An 18,233-nucleotide genomic window follows, 5' to 3' on the forward strand; every position below is an offset into this window, starting at 1 on the left:
TGCTCATGGAGTCCGTTAAAACCCCTTGGGTGTTGTATGGTTAAGCCTCACGGGCAATTAGTACAGGTTAGCTCAACGCCTCACAACGCTTACACACCCTGCCTATCTACGTCGTAGTCTCCAACAACCCTTCAGGAACCTTATAGGTTCAGGGATGACTCATCTTGAGGCTCGCTTCCCGCTTAGATGCTTTCAGCGGTTATCGATTCCGAACTTAGCTACCGGGCAATGCGTCTGGCGACACAACCCGAACACCAGAGGTTCGTCCACTCCGGTCCTCTCGTACTAGGAGCAGCCCCTCTCAATCATCCAACGCCCACGGCAGATAGGGACCGAACTGTCTCACGACGTTCTAAACCCAGCTCGCGTACCACTTTAAATGGCGAACAGCCATACCCTTGGGACCGACTTCAGCCCCAGGATGTGATGAGCCGACATCGAGGTGCCAAACACCGCCGTCGATATGAACTCTTGGGCGGTATCAGCCTGTTATCCCCGGAGTACCTTTTATCCGTTGAGCGATGGCCCTTCCATACAGAACCACCGGATCACTATGACCTGCTTTCGCACCTGCTCGAACCGTCATTCTCGCAGTCAAGCGGGCTTATGCCATTGCACTAACCTCACGATGTCCGACCGTGATTAGCCCACCTTCGTGCTCCTCCGTTACGCTTTGGGAGGAGACCGCCCCAGTCAAACTACCCACCAGGCACTGTCCGCACCCCGGATAACGGGGCGACGTTAGAACATCAACACTACAAGGGTGGTATTTCAAGGACGGCTCCACCAACACTGGCGTGCTGGTTTCAAAGCCTCCCACCTATCCTACACATGTAGGGTCAATGTTCAGTGCCAAGCTGTAGTAAAGGTTCACGGGGTCTTTCCGTCTAGCCGCGGGTACGCAGCATCTTCACTGCGATTTCAATTTCACTGAGTCTCGGGTGGAGACAGCGTGGCCATCATTACGCCATTCGTGCAGGTCGGAACTTACCCGACAAGGAATTTCGCTACCTTAGGACCGTTATAGTTACGGCCGCCGTTTACCGGGGCTTCGATCAAGAGCTTCGACCGAAGTCTAACCCCATCAATTAACCTTCCGGCACCGGGCAGGCGTCACACCGTATACGTCATCTTTCGATTTTGCACAGTGCTGTGTTTTTAATAAACAGTTGCAGCCACCTGGTATCTGCGACTGCCAGCAGCTCCAAGAGCAAGTCTCTTCACCGCCGGCAGCGTACCTTCTCCCGAAGTTACGGTACCATTTTGCCTAGTTCCTTCACCCGAGTTCTCTCAAGCGCCTTGGTATTCTCTACCCGACCACCTGTGTCGGTTTGGGGTACGATTCCTTACTATCTGAAGCTTAGAGGCTTTTCCCGGAAGCATGGCATCAATGACTTCAGCACCGTAGTGCCTCGACATCGGGTCTCAGCCTTAAGTAATCCCGGATTTGCCTAAGATTACAGCCTACACCCTTGAACCTGGACAACCGTCGCCAGGCCCACCTAGCCTTCTCCGTCCCCCCATCGCAATAGTAAGAAGTACGGGAATATTAACCCGTTTCCCATCGACTACGCCTTTCGGCCTCGCCTTAGGGGTCGACTCACCCTGCCCCGATTAACGTTGGACAGGAACCCTTGGTCTTCCGGCGAGGGAGTTTTTCACTCCCTTTATCGTTACTCATGTCAGCATTCGCACTTCTGATACGTCCAGCACACCTTACGATGCACCTTCAACCGCTTACAGAACGCTCCCCTACCCAATACATAAAATGCATTGCCGCAGCTTCGGTGTATAGCTTAGCCCCGTTAAATCTTCCGCGCAGGCCGACTCGACCAGTGAGCTATTACGCTTTCTTTAAATGATGGCTGCTTCTAAGCCAACATCCTGGCTGTCTGAGCCTTCCCACATCGTTTCCCACTTAGCTATAACTTTGGGACCTTAGCTGGCGGTCTGGGTTGTTTCCCTCTCCACGACGGACGTTAGCACCCGCCGTGTGTCTCCCGGATAGTACTTACTGGTATTCGGAGTTTGCAAAGGGTTGGTAAGTCGGGATGACCCCCTAGCCTTAACAGTGCTCTACCCCCAGTAGTATTCGTCCGAGGCGCTACCTAAATAGCTTTCGGGGAGAACCAGCTATCTCCAGGTTTGATTGGCCTTTCACCCCTAGCCACAAGTCATCCGCTAATTTTTCAACATTAGTCGGTTCGGTCCTCCAGTAAGTGTTACCTCACCTTCAACCTGCCCATGGCTAGATCACCTGGTTTCGGGTCTAATCCTAGCAACTGTACGCCCAGTTAAGACTCGGTTTCCCTACGGCTCCCCTAATCGGTTAACCTTGCTACTAAAATTAAGTCGCTGACCCATTATACAAAAGGTACGCAGTCACCCCGAAGGGCTCCTACTGCTTGTACGTACACGGTTTCAGGTTCTATTTCACTCCCCTCACAGGGGTTCTTTTCGCCTTTCCCTCACGGTACTGGTTCACTATCGGTCAGTCAGGAGTATTTAGCCTTGGAGGATGGTCCCCCCATCTTCAGACAAGATAACACGTGTCCCGTCCTACTCGTTTTCACTGATAATGCGCTACCGGTTACGGGGCTATCACCCTGTATCGCTGTGCTTTCCAGCACATTCACCTGACGCAAAACTAGCTTAAGGGCTAATCCGGGTTCGCTCGCCGCTACTGCCGGAATCTCGGTTGATTTCTCTTCCTCGGGGTACTTAGATGTTTCAGTTCCCCCGGTTCGCCTCGCAACGCTATGTATTCACGTTACGATAACTGCTTATGCAGCTGGGTTTCCCCATTCGGAAATCCAAGAGTATAGTGATTCTTACCATCTTCTCTTGGCTTATCGCAGGTTAGCACGTCCTTCATCGCCTCTGACTGCCCAGGCATCCACCGTGTACGCTTAGTCACTTAACCATACAACCCCAAGGGGTCTGTTCGTATGGCTCAACAACCAAGGTTGTTCATCTGAGTATGATGAACTGTGTTTCGCCGGACTCTTACACAAGACACTTGAATGTGTGTTGCTTGAGAACTCGTTCTTCATAAAGAAGAACAAAATAAATCAATCTATCGATTGAATTTACTAGTCAGCTTTCCAGATTGTTAAAGAGCATAACGCAAAAGCGTTAATCAATAACTGACGTTATTCATTAGCACTTTTGCTCATTCTAAAACCATTTCACCAAGCAATCTGTGTGGACACTGCGCAAACGCAGTCTATCGTTAAGGAGGTGATCCAGCCCCAGGTTCCCCTAGGGCTACCTTGTTACGACTTCACCCCAGTCATGAACCACACCGTGGTAAACGCCCTCCCGAAGGTTAAGCTATCTACTTCTGGTGCAGCCCACTCCCATGGTGTGACGGGCGGTGTGTACAAGGCCCGGGAACGTATTCACCGTGGCATTCTGATCCACGATTACTAGCGATTCCGACTTCATGGAGTCGAGTTGCAGACTCCAATCCGGACTACGACGTACTTTCTGGGATTCGCTCACTCTCGCAAGTTGGCAGCCCTCTGTATACGCCATTGTAGCACGTGTGTAGCCCTACTCGTAAGGGCCATGATGACTTGACGTCGTCCCCACCTTCCTCCGGTTTATCACCGGCAGTCTCCCTGGAGTTCCCACCCGAAGTGCTGGCAAACAAGGATAAGGGTTGCGCTCGTTGCGGGACTTAACCCAACATTTCACAACACGAGCTGACGACAGCCATGCAGCACCTGTCTCAGAGTTCCCGAAGGCACCAATCCATCTCTGGAAAGTTCTCTGGATGTCAAGAGTAGGTAAGGTTCTTCGCGTTGCATCGAATTAAACCACATGCTCCACCGCTTGTGCGGGCCCCCGTCAATTCATTTGAGTTTTAATCTTGCGACCGTACTCCCCAGGCGGTCTACTTAACGCGTTAGCTCCGAAAGCCAGTGTTCAAGACACCAACCTCCAAGTAGACATCGTTTACGGCGTGGACTACCAGGGTATCTAATCCTGTTTGCTCCCCACGCTTTCGCATCTGAGCGTCAGTCTTTGTCCAGGGGGCCGCCTTCGCCACCGGTATTCCTTCAGATCTCTACGCATTTCACCGCTACACCTGAAATTCTACCCCCCTCTACAAGACTCTAGCCTGACAGTTCCAAATGCTATTCCGAGGTTGAGCCCCGGGCTTTCACATCTGGCTTAACAAGCCGCCTGCATGCGCTTTACGCCCAGTAATTCCGATTAACGCTCGCACCCTCCGTATTACCGCGGCTGCTGGCACGGAGTTAGCCGGTGCTTCTTCTGTTGCTAACGTCAAACACTGCCGCTATTAACGACAATGCCTTCCTCACAACTGAAAGTGCTTTACAACCCGAAGGCCTTCTTCACACACGCGGCATGGCTGCATCAGGGTTTCCCCCATTGTGCAATATTCCCCACTGCTGCCTCCCGTAGGAGTCTGGACCGTGTCTCAGTTCCAGTGTGGCTGATCATCCTCTCAGACCAGCTAGAGATCGTCGCCTTGGTGAGCTCTTACCTCACCAACTAGCTAATCTCACCTGGGCTAATCCTGACGCGAGAGGCCCGAAGGTCCCCCTCTTTGCTCCGAAGAGATTATGCGGTATTAGCCATCGTTTCCAATGGTTATCCCCCACATCAGGGCATATTCCCAGGCATTACTCACCCGTCCGCCGCTCGCCGCCCATAACATCCCCCGAAGGTTCAGTCATGTCGCTGCCGCTCGACTTGCATGTGTTAGGCCTGCCGCCAGCGTTCAATCTGAGCCATGATCAAACTCTTCAATTAAAGTTTTGGCTCAATGAATACTGTTATTACTTATTTCTAAGTAAGAATTGACTGTGCCGAATCTTGCGATTCGATTTGGTCACTCAGTTTCATTGATAATTCTTTTGTTGACTATCATTTCACGAGTGCCCACACAGATTGCATGGTCAAATTGTTAAAGAGCGTTGACTCAACACTTCGTGCCGGTCGAGGCTGCGTATCTTACCACCGCAAACCTTGCTGTCAACAACTAATTTCAAATTAATTTTTTCGAAACCCTTTATCGACAACGCTTACTGAAGGAATTGTTCTTTTTTTGAAGAACTCAACACACCTCACCAAGCAAGGCCGGCAATTTTAAATATTTACAGCCTGAGGTCAAGCCCAAAACTGTCAAGTAAACTTACCGATCTCATCACCAACAAGTTATCCACATATTATGAATAGCTTACTAAGAAGCCGTAACTGCGTTGGTGAGGCGGCATTATAGGGAGAGGAAAACTAATGGCAATGGTTTTTTTTACTTTTTTTGCCAGTTGATGACAAAAAGAACTTAAACACTAAAAAAAATCAAAAAATAGCCAAAAAACAAATCCACTCTTCACTTTTGGAACGCAACGTTAAGCGTAGACAATAAATAAGAGAAGAGTGGTACAACCTTAAGAAAATAACTGTTGGCCTATTATGAGTGGCTGACGACAAAGAATGGGTTAAGCAGATCTTCACGATGATATGACAAAGGCAAACCCTCCAGAGTTTTAACCTGTCCCCCGGCACTTTCAGCAACACATTGCCCAGCCGCCGTGTCCCACATCATGGTAGGCCCTAGTCGAGGGTAGTACTGCGCTTGTCCCTCTGCGACAAGGCAGAACTTTAATGATGACCCCGCTTCCATCATCTGATATTGAGAAAACTGAGCCAGGAAATCTGCCAAGGCGGGACTTGGATGTGAGCGACTACCGACGATAACAGGCGGTAGTGTTGCTTTTGTCTTGATCAGAGACCATTCATTATTAATAACACTCCATGCCCGACTACCGTCACCCAACCAGCTTTTTTCCAAAACTGGCGCATGAACAACCGCCAACACAGGACGGCCATGTTCAATCAGCGCAATGTTCACGGTGAACTCGCCATTCTTTCGTAAATATTCTTTGGTTCCATCCAGCGGATCCACCAGCCAGAATGTCTGCCAGTTTTTTCTCTCTGACCATGGGGTATGTGCTGACTCTTCAGACACAATCGGAATATCGGGCGTTAACAATGCCAGCTTTTTCATAATGATCGCATTAGCGGCCAGATCAGCTGCAGTCACCGGGCTACGATCGGCTTTTTCAGTCACTTCTACATGTGTATGGTAAAGCGCCATAATGGCCTTACCAGCCTCAAGGGCAATGTGGTGCAACGACTCAAGCTGATTTCCCAAACCTCACTCCTTCCATTATTCAATAATCTTTCGTGCTGTGAGGGCATCCACACAGAGGTCTACGAGCTTTTGGACATCTTGATTACCCGCAGCTAAATGAATTTCTGCATTCAATGGCTGCTCATATTCAGAATCAATACCCGTAAACTGCTTAATCTCTCCTGCTCGGGCTTTTTTATAGAGCCCTTTGGGATCACGCCTTTCACACTCATCCAGCGGTGTATCCACAAAGACTTCCAAAAACTCTCCCGATGGCAACATATCACGTACCAATCGGCGTTCATGACGATGCGGAGAAATGAACGCACTCAGCACTATCAAACCCGCATCGGCCATGAGCTTAGCCACTTCACCAATACGGCGGATATTTTCCCGGCGATCTTCAGTGGAAAACCCGAGGTCCTGACATAAGCCATGACGAACATTATCGCCATCGAGTAAATAGGTGTGGTACCCCATCTCAGCTAAACGATGCTCCAATGCCCCAGCAATTGTCGATTTCCCCGCTCCGCTTAACCCTGTAAACCATAATACACACGGTTGCTGATTCTTTTGTTTCGCCCTGTGGGCTTTATCTATCTGGTGAGTATGCCAAACGATATTGTCATTACTTGTCGAACGAATAGCCGACGTCATAGCTAACTCCATTTACATTTATCATCAAAAAGGAAAAAGTCGTGGTATCAAAACCAGAACAACTGCCGAATACACCAATGAAATAGGGAGTCCGACACGCAAATAATCTTTCAGCTGATAATTTCCCACGCTATAAACCAGCAAGTTAGTTTGGTAGCCATAGGGAGAAATAAAACTGGCGCTGGCACCAAACAAAATCGCCATGATGAACGGCATAGGGTCAACGCCATAGCTGACCGAAAGGCTATAAGCAACGGGAAAAGCCAATGCTGCCGCCGCATTGTTCGTTACTAACTCCGTCAAAACCAAAGTCAGCAGGTAAACAGCAACCAACGCACCATACATTCCCCAGTCGGCAAATCCGATCATCAGCATCTCCCCCATCCGTTCCGAGAGTCCGCTAGAAAGCATCAACTGCGCCAGAGACAGCGCCGAGCCAACAATCACGACAATATCAATGGGGAAGCGGCGCCTCAGTTCCGCAAAAGTTACAACGCCTGAAGCAATCAGCAATAACAAATACGCCGCCAGCCCCTTGATAATTGGGAGTACATTCAACAGCGCTGCAGCAATCACCACCATGAAACCCAAAAGCACGGTGAGGCTCTTTTGGCTATCGAGCCTAGCACTGGAGTCCAAACCATTTACCAGGACAAATTCGCGATTAAGTTGCTGCTTTTTACTATTAAAGGTTTTTCCCGGCACCACGACCAAGGTATCACCCGCATGAAGCTCTATGTTTCCGAGCCCACCAGCAAGCCTTTCATGGCCACGGCGAATTGCCACCACCACCGCATCAAAACGCTCACGGAACTGAACGCTCTTTAAGGTTTTGCCACGGATCCCGGCTGAGTGGCTGACAATGACTTCCAGCATGGACTGTCCATTGAGGTGATGCTGGCCAAAAAGCTGAAGGCCATTAATTTCCTGCAGGGTCGTTACACTTTCCACATCACCGCAAAATAGCAAAGTATCCCCCGCTTTGAGCTGTGTATCCGGGCAAACAGGTGCCAATGTCACCCCATCACGGATTATTTCCGCCAAGAACAACCGACGCAGTGCCCTCAACCCGTTTTCGGCCACTGTTTTTCCTACCAAAGGAGAGCCACCGACAACTTTGGCCTCCAAAAAATAGGGCAGGTCGTCTTGCGAATTCTCGTCATATATCGGAAGGAGGTAACTTAGCGGGATCAAAATCAACAGGCCGATCGCCAGCACCGCCAGACCTATGGTCGTGGGTGCAAAGAAACTCAAACTGGGCAGACCGGCATCTTCGACAAAGCTGTTAATGATCAAGTTTGTCGAGGTGCCAATTAGCGTCAGCGTCCCACCGAGAATGGCGGTATAGGACAGAGGGATCAGCAAACGCGATGGGGCGTGGCGCTGATTTCGCTTGATCGCTCCGATCAAAGAGACTACGACTGCAGTGTTGTTAGTAAAGGAGGAAAGAAAGGCGGTCGATAACCCCAGTTTAGCAACAACCGTCGATTGTCCCCCACTCGATATTTGCTTACCAACCCAGCTGATCAAACGGGTTTTCTCCAATCCAATAGAAACAAGGATAAGCAACACCAAGGTTAATAGAGAGGAATTAGTAAAATTGCCAGCCAAGGTTGGCAAGTCAATCATCCCAGCCTGAAAACCGATAAAGGCAGCCCCGGCAAACAGGTATGCTGGCTTGATCCTTGTTGTTAGCAGGCAGGTTACTATCACCATTAACATGGCAAGAACCATTCCTTGTTCCCATTGCATCATCAATTACCCCAGCAACTTACCGATGTCCTTCGCCTGCCAGTGAGGAAAGTGCTTGCGGATCAGGGCATTGAGTTCAACTTCAAATGCAGATACCGAGGCAGATGCGATGTCTGAACCAGCAGTAAGTGCCTCACGCACCATACCCGCCCCTACGGTGACATTGGTCAGGCGATCAATAACAATGAAACCGCCGGTATCCGGACTGTGAAGGTAAGGGTCAACCGCAATTGATTCTGTCAGCATGACTTCACACAAGCCAATACCATTTAGCGGCAGACTGTCGGTCTCAAACTTGCCAAGGTTATTGATGTCCACTTGGTGGCGGATAGCAGAAATACTCCCCACCGTTTTTTTACCGGCTACTTTAATGTCGTATTGCCGCCCCACTTCAAGCGGCGCTTCTGCCATCCAGACAATATCGGCCAGAAGGTGTTTGCCCAAAGAGACCTCGCTATCTGCAGCGACTAAGGTATCGCCCCGGCTAATATCAATCTCATCCGCCAGCGTCAACGTGATGGCCTGTCCAGAAAAAGCTTCAGACAAGTCACCGTCGAAGGTGACGATACGCTCAACATGAGAATACTTACCCGATGGCAATACTTTGATGGCATCACCCACTTTGATCGTGCCCGAAGCAACTGTACCGGCAAAGCCACGGAAGTCCAGATTAGGCCGGTTGACATATTGGACGGGTAAGCGGAAGTCACCCGATTGACGGTCTACATTAATATCCACCGATTCGAGCAGGGTTAGTAGCGATTCGCCGTCGTACCATGGCGTTTGGTCACTGAGATCAACCACATTGTCCCCTTCCAGCGCAGATAGCGGCACCAGCTTAATATCCAGCTGCGGATTGAGTTGCTCTGCAAACGCAAGGTACTCATCACGGATGGATTCAAACCGCGCCTGTTCAAAGCCCACTAGATCCATTTTATTGATGGCCACAATGAAATGCCGGATCCCGAGCAAGCTGGCGATATAGGAATGGCGGCGAGTCTGATCTAGCACACCCTTACGGGCATCGATCAAGATCACCGCCACATCACAGGTCGAAGCACCTGTTGCCATATTTCGGGTGTACTGCTCATGCCCCGGCGTATCAGCAATAATGAACTTGCGCTTCTTGGTCGAGAAATAGCGGTAAGCCACATCGATGGTGATCCCCTGCTCACGCTCGGCCTGCAGGCCATCCACCAACAGAGCCAAATCCGGCTTATCGCCCGTAGTGCCCACTTTCTGACTGTCGGCATGGATCGCGGCAAGCTGATCTTCATAAATCTGCTGGGAGTCATGGAGCAGGCGACCGATCAAGGTACTCTTGCCATCATCCACCGAGCCACAGGTCAAAAAACGCAGTAAGGATTTGTTTTGGTGCTGATCGAGATAGGCCTCAATCCCCAGCTCAGCCACTTGTTGTTCTATTGCACTGTTCATTATTCTCTCCTTAGAAGTATCCCTGGCGTTTCTTGAGCTCCATCGAGCCGGACTGATCATGATCGATTGCCCGCCCTTGACGCTCACTGGAAGTGGCGACCAGCATTTCTTCAATAATGCCAGGCAGCGTGTCAGCCTCCGACTCAATAGCCCCGGTCAGTGGATAGCAACCCAAGGTTCTGAACCGTACACTCTTTTGTTCTACCTTTTCCCCCGGCTGAAGTTTCATCCGGTCGTCATCGACCATGATCAGCATGCCGTCACGCTCAACAACAGGACGCACTGCCGATAGGTACAAGGGCACAATCTCTATGCCTTCAAGATAGATGTATTGCCAGATATCCAATTCCGTCCAGTTGGACAGCGGGAACACCCGAATACTTTCCCCCTTGTTGATTTGGCCGTTATAGGTTTTCCATAACTCTGGACGCTGGTTCTTCGGATCCCAGGTGTGGTTCTGGTCACGGAAGGAGTAAACCCGCTCTTTGGCACGCGACTTTTCTTCATCCCGGCGCGCGCCACCAAAGGCGGCATCAAAACCGTATTTGTTCAGCGCCTGCTTGAGGGCTTGGGTTTTCATGATATCGGTATGCTTGGATGAGCCATGAGTAAAAGGATTAACCCCCATCGCCAACCCTTCCGGGTTTTTATGTACCAATAGTTCAAAGCCATACTTCTTGGCGGTCCGGTCACGGAACTCAATCATTTCCCGGAACTTCCAATCCGTGTCGACATGCAGCAACGGAAAGGGGATCTTCCCCGGATAGAAAGCCTTGCGCGCAAGGTGCAGCATGACCGAGGAGTCCTTACCGATGGAGTACATCATGACAGGGTTATCAAACTCGGCAGCAACTTCACGGATAATATGAATACTCTCCGCTTCCAGTTGCTTTAAATGGGTAAATCGTTTCGGGTCCATTACTCTCTCCATGCTAAGCCAGTTTCACCACGGCACCTTGCTGATCCATATCGGGATGAGCCGGTTGTGGTTGCTTTCCGAACCAATGTAATTTTTCTGATAGATTGACCACTTCCCCGACCACAATCAGTGCCGGGGAAGCCGCCTGCTGAGCTAACTCGTCCAGCTCTTGGAGCTGGCCTTTGTAAATCTTTTGGGTTGGCTGAGTGCCGCGTTCAATAATGGCGACCGGGGTCGTGGCTGCGCGGCCGTGCTCGATAAGCTGCTGCATGATGTCAGAGGCATTCATTAGCCCCATATAAATCACCAGAGTCTGGTTACCCCGCGCCAAGGTTTGCCAGTCCAGTTGGTCACTACCAGCTTTGAGATGCCCGGTGACGAACATCGCGGTCTGAGCATGATCCCTGTGAGTTAGAGGAATGCCGGCATAGGCAGTCGCACCAGCCGCCGCAGTGATCCCCGGCACTACCTCAAACGGAATATTGTGATCGAACAACACTTCCAGCTCCTCACCACCGCGACCGAAGACAAAAGGATCCCCGCCCTTAAGTCGCACCACACGCTTACCCTGCGAGGCATATTCCACCAGCAGGCGGTTAGTCTCGGCCTGAGGTACACTGTGAAATCCAGCCTTCTTACCCACACATACCCGCTCGGCATCGCGGCGAATTAGGTCCATCACCTCTTCCGAAACTAAATAATCAAACAGCACCACATCGGCTTGTTGCAATAACTGCAACGCTCTGAGGGTCAGCAAACCTGCATCACCCGGTCCGGCACCGATCAAGGCCACTTCACCACGATTGGCTTGACCTTGGCTAAGCTGCTCCAGCTCCTGCCCGGCCAACTCAAGCTGACCTGCAGCGACTAGTGAGGCAAAGCGTCCATTGAAGGCTTGCTCCCAGAACTGGCGTCGGGCAGAGAAAGAAGTCACGGTTTGAGCTAAGCGAGAACGGAATCGACCCGCAATCGTTGCCATCTTGCCTAGGTGCTGTGGCAGTAACGCCTCAAGTTTTTCACGGATCAACCTTGCCAGTACCGGCGCTTGCCCCGATGAAGAAACGGCAACGATGATCGGAGAGCGATCGATAACGGACGGAACAATGAAGCTACAGCGTTGAGTGTCATCCACGACATTGACCAAGACCTGCCGCTGGTTGGCAGACTGGTATACCAGTGCATTCAAAGCCTTACGCTCAGTAGCCGCGATAGCGAGGAACATGCCATCAAGATGTTCAGGTGAAAAATCTTCACCCAAATAGGTAATCTGGCCGCTGGTAACAGCTTGTTGGAAAAGAGGCGACAGCTCCGGACTGATAACTTTTACATCGGCTCCTGCCTTAAGCAGCATCTTCGCCTTGCGCCAAGCAACATCATTACCACCAACAACCAAGCATGGCCGGCGCTTGAGGTCAGCAAAAATTGGCAGATAGTCCATATGAGAATGTCCCTAAGAATCCATAGATAGGATCACTATAGTTGTGATGTTTTATTACCTGAAATTCTTAAATTTCATTTTTTATTCCAAAATGTTTATCTCGACATTTTTCTCTTTTCTCCCTTTTTAAAACATAGATAAGTTCGTCCAATTAGCAAAATGTCGACTTTTATAAGAAAAGAAACCATTCACCCCCGTGATGGATTCAAACAACTAATAAGTAATAGCTTTTTGACCTAGACTTAGGCGTAACCGAAATGTTGTTTTATGACGCAATCGTTTTTCATAAGACAAAAAAATACGCATAAAAAAGCGATTAATGACACATATCCGCTATTCTGATACGCAATTCTGAACGTGTTTTTGTTACCTTATGCACGCTTTCCTATACCGACACTCATGGAGAAAATTATGAAGTTATCAGCCAAACCCTTATCGATTGCGATTTTGGGCGGCATGCTGGCTATGGCAGGTCCGGCTACAGCAGACACCATCAAGCTTCGCATCCTGGAAACTACGGATATCCATACCAATGTCATGGACTATGACTACTACAAAGACAAGCCGACCAAGAAAACCGGCCTGGTCCGCACAGCAACATTGGTAAAGCAAGCCCAGTCTGAAGTAACCAACAGTGTTTTGGTTGATAACGGTGATTTGATCCAAGGTAGTCCAATGGGTGACTACATGGCCGCCAAGGGGCTTGGCGCAGGTGACGTGCACCCCGTTTACAAAGCGATGAACCAGCTGAACTACGAAGTGGGCAACATCGGTAACCACGAGTTCAACTACGGATTGGACTTCCTCGACAAAGCTATCTCAGGGGCAAACTTCCCTTACATCAACGCCAACGTCTACGATTTGAAGACCGGCAAGAACCTCTTTACCCCTTATGTGATCAAAACCCACACCTTCAAGGACACCGATGGTGCCGAGCACGAAGTTAAAATCGGTTACATCGGCTTTGTACCGCCGCAAATCATGGTATGGGACAAACGCAACCTAGAAGGCAAGGTCAAGGCTGAAGATATCAAGCAAACCGCCGAGAAGTTTGTCCCGCAAATGAAAGCGGAAGGTGCTGACATCATCGTTGCCATCCCGCACTCGGGTGTCTCAGCAGATCCTTACAAGGTAATGGCCGAGAACTCGGTCTACTACCTCACAGAAGTTGAAGGTATCGATGCCATCACCTTCGGTCACTCACATGCCGTCTTCCCTAGTAAGGCCTTTGCCAACCTGCCAAACACCGATGTGGAAAAAGGCACCATCAACGGTATCCCTGCGGTTATGCCGGGTCGCTGGGGGGATCACCTGGGTGTGATTGACTTGGTGCTAAAGCAAAAAGGCGAGAGCTGGACAGTGACCAGTGCGCAAACAGAAGCTCGTCCGATTTTCGATAAAATAAAAGGCGAAGCAATCGTAGAAGCTGACGAAAAAATGGTTGAGGCGGTGAAGGCCGAGCACGACGGTACCCGTGAGTTCGTCAATCAGCCAATCGGAAAAGCCAACGATGTGATGTACAGCTTCCTAGCGCTGGTACAGGATGATCCAACAGTGCAAATCGTCAGCCTTGCCCAGCAAGATTATGTCGAGCGCTTTATCCAAGGTGATCCGGATCTAGATGGTATTCCTGTGCTGTCTGCTGCCGCACCATTCAAAGCCGGCGGCCGCGGTAACGATCCAACAAACTTTACCGAGGTAGAATCCGGCCAACTGACCTTCCGTAACGCGGCAGACCTTTACCTGTATCCAAATACCCTAGTGGCAATGAAGGTCACCGGTAAAGAAGTAAAAGAGTGGCTGGAATGCTCTGCCGGCCAATTCAACCAAATCGATCTTAACAGCGACAAACAGCAGGGCCTGATCAACTGGGACGGCTTCCGTACCTATAACTTCGATGTTATCGACGGTGTGCACTACAGCATCGATGTATCCCAGCCTGCCCGCTACGACGGCGACTGCAAGTTAATCAACGACAAGGCCGAGCGTATCCAGGGCCTGACCTTCAATGGCAAGCCTGTGGATCCAGCGCAGCCATTTATCATCGCAACCAACAACTACCGCGCCTATAGCGGAAAATTTGCCGGTACCGGTGAAGAGTACATTGCCTTCGCTTCCCCTGATGAAAACCGCACCATTGTGGCGGACTACATCACTCGCGTCAGCAAAGAGCAGGGTGAAGTGACACCTAGCGCTGACAACAACTGGCGCTTTGCCCCGCTCAAGAGTGAGAAAGAGCTAAACATTACTTTCGAAACCTCACCGGGTGACAAAGCCGCAAGCTTCATCAAGGAGAAAGCGCAATACCCAATGGAGAAAACCGGTACTGACGAAATCGGCTTTGCGGTTTACCGTATCGATCTACAAAAGTAAGCCTGTAACCCAGTCGCCCTAGAACATACCGCAGCCTCGGCTGCGGTATTTTTTTGATATGATGAAACCACGGCAAATGCGTTACCCAACCCAGCGAGCATGCAATGACAACAGCCCTAACCCAATACCTCCAAGACCATGGCGCCGATAAACAGGCCGTCGAACAAGCTCTGGCGCTAGCCGAGCCGATGGAGCTACCAACCCGCCATATATTGCTCAACCAAGGCGAGCAACCGAGCCAGGCCTTCTTTCTTGTCGAAGGGGTCTGCCATGCTTGCTACCTAACCTCTGGGGGCCGCCAGTTCAGCAAAGAGTTTTACTGGGAGCAAGAGCTGATCCTTGGCTTTGAAAGCCTGCTGACCGCTGGTCCTTCCGAATATTTGCTAGAAACCCTATCGGCCAGCCAGATACTCGCCTTGCCCCTGACCCTCGTCGAGCAATGGAAGGAGACCTGTCCCCGACTCTATATGGCCCTGCTTGAAAGACAGCTTCTGTTCAAGGAGCACAAAGAACGCTTCATGCTCATCCATACTCCCGAAGAGCGCTATACCCTCTTTGGCGAACACTTCCCCGAGTTAGAAGCGCAACTAGCCGACTACCAGATTGCCTCTTACCTTGGTATTACTGCCACCAGTCTGAGCCGTATCCGCGCCAGGCTCAATGAAAAGTAGCCCGGCAAAGGCCAACTTGCCTTAAGTTAATGCCAACGCCTTTGAGTTAATTTATCCTCAGGCAAGTATGAATAATAAATACCATCAGGAGAAAGATATGCAATGGCAGTGCCTCAGCTTTGACCAACTGACAACCCACCAGCTCTATGACTTGCTAAAACTGCGCTGCAATGTCTTTGTCGTCGAACAAGAATGTGCCTACCCGGAGCTGGATGATCATGACAGGCACGCAGGCACCCACCACTTACTGGGCTACCAAGACAAGATGCTAGTCGCCTACCTCCGTCTGTTACCTGCCGGTACCACCTATGACGGTGTCAGCATTGGCCGGGTCGTGACCGCACCCAACGCACGCGGTAAAGGCATTGGCAACCAGCTGCTCGAACAAGGCCTGGCTTTCGCCGAGCAGCTGTGGCCAGGTAAAACCATCGAAATCGGTGCCCAGTCGCACTTGCAGCATTATTACCGGCGCTATGGTTTCGAGGCTTTTTCAGAAGAATACCTAGAAGACGGTATCCCACATATTGATATGCGTCTCACCAAATAGCTACCGCTACACCAGTAACAACAACCAGACAGCAAAAAAGCCACCGAAGTGGCTTTTTTGTTATCTCATCTCTACCGACTGATTACTGGGTACGGCGTACAAAGCTGCCGTCCGAGCGACGGAAAAACAAGATCGGCTCGCCGTTGCGCCCTTCGATTTGCAACGCATCCAACCCGCCTTGTGCGGTTTGTCGGTAACGCAGCCACTGACCGGCCTTGATCCGGCTCAGGGGCTTGTCGTCCCCTTCAATGGCGGCGACCGCATACAGATCATTAAGCGGCAGGTTGTGCTGACGGAAAATATTGGCCAAGGTCTCGCCGCTTTTGACCTGGTAGCGCTGCCAGTCGGCACTGGCCGACTGCGATGAGGAGCCCGTTTTTTCAGACGGTTTAGCGGCAGGCCTAGCCGCTACCGTCTGACTTTCTACCGGCTCCAACGGGGTAATACGCGAAGGACGAGCTGGTGATACCGGCTCTTCCCGCTCACCGACAGTTATGCGTTGCGGCTGCTGGCTCTCCAGGTTCAGGGACAATTCTCGGCGAACCGGCTCAGAAGAAGCAGGCTGTATAGTCGGCTCTCCACCAGGCAGTAACAGCAACACGCCGACCACCGGCACGAGCACCATCAAAGCACGGCGGTGCAGTTTAGGCAGTTGGTGCCACTTGCTTTCCAACGGAGCAAGCTTGCCACGGATAGCCGCGGCTCCTTGTTTCAACGCCGCCTTATCGAAGGTAATGCGCGGCCACGAAAACTCTCTCTTTTTATTCGAACGGCGTTTGGCCTGTCCCATATACAACACTCCAGCGCTATCTGATTCACGCTATCCATCGACAGCTTGTTACAATGGTTTACCCCTAGGGGGAGAAACTGTTATCCTGCCTGCTTTATTCACTCTACTAAAGAGATGACACCATGTCTGACGTTAAACTAGATACAGTTGAAACTAAAGCAAGCTACGGTATCGGTCTTCAAATGGGCCAGCAGCTAGCACAAAGTGGTCTAGAGGGCCTGAATGTTGCTGCTATCGCCAAAGGTATCGCGACTTCTCTAACTGGCGAGATGCCAGAAATCGAAGTTGACGAAATCAACAACGCACTACGTGAACTACACACTCGTGCCGAGGCTGTTCGTCAGGAGCAAGCTAAAGCTGCTGCGGCTGATGGCGAAGCGTTCCTAAAAGATAACGCACTACGCCCAGAAGTTACAGTGACTGAGTCTGGTCTACAGTACGAAATTCTGGTTGAAGGTAACGGCGAAATCCCTACTTCTGACAAGCAAGTACGCGTTCACTACCACGGCGAGCTAACAGACGGAACTGTTTTCGACAGCTCTGTTTCTCGCGGTCAGCCTGCAGAATTCCCAGTAACGGGCGTAATCGCTGGTTGGGTTGAAGCCCTTCAGCTAATGCCTGTTGGTTCTAAGTGGAAACTATACATCCCACAGAACCTGGCATACGGCGAGCGCGGCGCAGGTGCAGCGATCCCGCCATATGCAGCGCTAGTGTTCGAAGTAGAACTACTAGACATCCTGTAATCGCCCGACGATTCATGACAAAAACGGTGCTTCAGGCACCGTTTTTTGTTTCTGGTCATCCCTTTTTCTAACGACCATCCTACCCAAAAATTGTCTTTTTTTGTTCCTTAATCCATTTTTTGCCATAGAATTTGGTACCTCACCCGCATTCCTGACTAATCTTAATTGGGATTAACAACGTCGACGCCTGCATGGAGGATTGCGAAAAATGCATCTATTGACCCGAACCCGCGCCAAAACCTGGCTACTGCTGCTCATTGGCAGCTTGCTGTTACCTACTGCCAGCCACGGCTTTAGCCTTTCTGACTTATTCGGTGGCGGAGATGACGAAACGGCATCAACAGTTAGCAACCCATTGACCGATCTCATTAGCAGTCAGCTCAATATTTCTAACGAGCAAGCCGCAGGAGGGGCTGGTGCCCTGCTGTCGATCGCTGCCAGCCAACTTGGCGGCGAACAGGCCACTGAACTGACAAAAATGATCCCCGGGCTCGACGCCCTGACCGCCAGCCTACCTCCAGGCACCAGTGCACTGCTTGGCAATATGGATACCATCAACCAGGTATTCAGCGCCCTCGGCATGGATGCCAGCATGGTGAGCCAATTCATTCCGGTGGTGATGCAGTTCCTTGGCGATCAAGGAGCCAGTGCGGGCCTGCTCGATAGTCTCGGCAGTATCTGGCAGACCGCGGGCTGACAAGCCCCTAAAAACGCGCGCAAAGATACCGTGCATGTCA

12 protein-coding genes and 2 rRNA genes are annotated in these 18,233 nt (G+C 50.8%); 5 read left to right on the top strand and 9 right to left on the bottom strand.

The window, feature by feature from the left end; translation table 11 throughout:
• Positions 1-36: 36 nt before the first annotated feature.
• The 8 genes from PTW35_RS16015 to cysG form a co-directional block, all read right to left on the bottom strand.
• Positions 37-2,923 (bottom strand): 23S ribosomal RNA (locus PTW35_RS16015).
• Between the two features lie 310 nt (positions 2,924-3,233).
• Positions 3,234-4,785, bottom strand: a 16S ribosomal RNA gene (locus tag PTW35_RS16020).
• The 16S and 23S rRNA genes sit together here, the layout of an rRNA operon.
• Before the next feature lie 661 nt (positions 4,786-5,446).
• Entirely contained in the window at positions 5,447-6,190 is a 744-nt protein-coding gene (cysQ, locus tag PTW35_RS16025; protein ID WP_281025818.1) for a 3'(2'),5'-bisphosphate nucleotidase CysQ, read from the bottom strand.
• Positions 6,191-6,205: 15 nt separating this feature from the next.
• Entirely contained in the window at positions 6,206-6,826 is a 621-nt protein-coding gene (gene cysC, locus PTW35_RS16030) for an adenylyl-sulfate kinase (RefSeq protein ID WP_281025819.1), read from the bottom strand.
• A gap of 24 nt (positions 6,827-6,850) precedes the next feature.
• On the bottom strand, positions 6,851-8,578 hold the full coding sequence (locus PTW35_RS16035) for an SLC13 family permease (RefSeq protein ID WP_281027535.1): 1,728 nt from the start codon (positions 8,576-8,578) through the stop codon (positions 6,851-6,853).
• Between the two features lie 6 nt (positions 8,579-8,584).
• Positions 8,585-10,015: a sulfate adenylyltransferase subunit CysN gene (cysN, locus tag PTW35_RS16040; RefSeq protein ID WP_281025820.1), complete on the bottom strand. Its 1,431-nt coding sequence runs from the start codon at positions 10,013-10,015 to the stop codon at positions 8,585-8,587.
• 10 nt (positions 10,016-10,025) lie between these two features.
• Positions 10,026-10,934 carry a sulfate adenylyltransferase subunit CysD gene (gene cysD / locus PTW35_RS16045; protein ID WP_281025821.1) on the bottom strand — a complete coding sequence of 303 codons (909 nt, stop codon included), beginning with the start codon at positions 10,932-10,934 and terminating at the stop codon, positions 10,026-10,028.
• 13 nt (positions 10,935-10,947) lie between these two features.
• Positions 10,948-12,372, bottom strand: a complete 1,425-nt coding sequence (gene cysG / locus PTW35_RS16050; RefSeq protein WP_281025822.1) for a siroheme synthase CysG — start codon at positions 12,370-12,372, stop codon at positions 10,948-10,950.
• A 411-nt stretch (positions 12,373-12,783) separates the two neighbouring features.
• On the opposite strand from cysG, the gene PTW35_RS16055 reads away from it, so the two are divergent.
• The 3 genes from PTW35_RS16055 to PTW35_RS16065 all read left to right on the top strand — a co-directional run bounded on the left by PTW35_RS16055 (position 12,784) and on the right by PTW35_RS16065 (position 15,963).
• Positions 12,784-14,745, top strand: coding sequence for a bifunctional 2',3'-cyclic-nucleotide 2'-phosphodiesterase/3'-nucleotidase (locus PTW35_RS16055; RefSeq protein WP_281025823.1), 1,962 nt, complete (start codon positions 12,784-12,786; stop codon positions 14,743-14,745).
• A 104-nt stretch (positions 14,746-14,849) separates the two neighbouring features.
• Positions 14,850-15,416: a Crp/Fnr family transcriptional regulator gene (locus tag PTW35_RS16060; RefSeq protein ID WP_281025824.1), complete on the top strand. Its 567-nt coding sequence runs from the start codon at positions 14,850-14,852 to the stop codon at positions 15,414-15,416.
• 97 nt (positions 15,417-15,513) lie between these two features.
• Positions 15,514-15,963: a GNAT family N-acetyltransferase gene (locus PTW35_RS16065; protein ID WP_281025825.1), complete on the top strand. Its 450-nt coding sequence runs from the start codon at positions 15,514-15,516 to the stop codon at positions 15,961-15,963.
• A gap of 82 nt (positions 15,964-16,045) precedes the next feature.
• Here the strand turns inward: PTW35_RS16065 and PTW35_RS16070 are convergent, their stop codons facing one another.
• Positions 16,046-16,753 carry a LysM-like peptidoglycan-binding domain-containing protein gene (locus tag PTW35_RS16070; RefSeq protein ID WP_281025826.1) on the bottom strand — a complete coding sequence of 236 codons (708 nt, stop codon included), beginning with the start codon at positions 16,751-16,753 and terminating at the stop codon, positions 16,046-16,048.
• A gap of 122 nt (positions 16,754-16,875) precedes the next feature.
• On the opposite strand from PTW35_RS16070, the gene PTW35_RS16075 reads away from it, so the two are divergent.
• Positions 16,876-17,496, top strand: coding sequence for an FKBP-type peptidyl-prolyl cis-trans isomerase (locus tag PTW35_RS16075; protein ID WP_281025827.1), 621 nt, complete (start codon positions 16,876-16,878; stop codon positions 17,494-17,496).
• A 208-nt stretch (positions 17,497-17,704) separates the two neighbouring features.
• The gene (locus PTW35_RS16080; protein ID WP_281025828.1) at positions 17,705-18,193 is read left to right on the top strand and encodes a DUF2780 domain-containing protein; all 489 of its coding nucleotides are present in this window, start codon (positions 17,705-17,707) and stop codon (positions 18,191-18,193) included.
• The last annotated feature ends 40 nt before the right edge of the window (positions 18,194-18,233 follow it).

It is taken from the genome of Photobacterium sp. DA100 (assembly GCF_029223585.1).
Lineage (GTDB): Bacteria > Pseudomonadota > Gammaproteobacteria > Enterobacterales > Vibrionaceae > Photobacterium.

What these genes read in the sequence shown, in the direction of transcription:
- cysC (WP_281025819.1), bottom strand. Translation starts at nt 6,826, where the DNA reads ATGACGTCGGCTATTCGTTCGACAAGTAATGACAATATCGTTTGGCAT.
- PTW35_RS16035 (WP_281027535.1), bottom strand. Translation starts at nt 8,578, where the DNA reads ATGCAATGGGAACAAGGAATGGTTCTTGCCATGTTAATGGTGATAGTA.
- cysN (WP_281025820.1), bottom strand. Translation starts at nt 10,015, where the DNA reads ATGAACAGTGCAATAGAACAACAAGTGGCTGAGCTGGGGATTGAGGCC.
- cysD (WP_281025821.1), bottom strand. Translation starts at nt 10,934, where the DNA reads ATGGACCCGAAACGATTTACCCATTTAAAGCAACTGGAAGCGGAGAGT.
- cysG (WP_281025822.1), bottom strand. Translation starts at nt 12,372, where the DNA reads ATGGACTATCTGCCAATTTTTGCTGACCTCAAGCGCCGGCCATGCTTG.
- PTW35_RS16055 (WP_281025823.1), top strand. Translation starts at nt 12,784, where the DNA reads ATGAAGTTATCAGCCAAACCCTTATCGATTGCGATTTTGGGCGGCATG.
- PTW35_RS16060 (WP_281025824.1), top strand. Translation starts at nt 14,850, where the DNA reads ATGACAACAGCCCTAACCCAATACCTCCAAGACCATGGCGCCGATAAA.
- PTW35_RS16065 (WP_281025825.1), top strand. Translation starts at nt 15,514, where the DNA reads ATGCAATGGCAGTGCCTCAGCTTTGACCAACTGACAACCCACCAGCTC.
- PTW35_RS16070 (WP_281025826.1), bottom strand. Translation starts at nt 16,753, where the DNA reads ATGGGACAGGCCAAACGCCGTTCGAATAAAAAGAGAGAGTTTTCGTGG.
- PTW35_RS16075 (WP_281025827.1), top strand. Translation starts at nt 16,876, where the DNA reads ATGTCTGACGTTAAACTAGATACAGTTGAAACTAAAGCAAGCTACGGT.
- PTW35_RS16080 (WP_281025828.1), top strand. Translation starts at nt 17,705, where the DNA reads ATGCATCTATTGACCCGAACCCGCGCCAAAACCTGGCTACTGCTGCTC.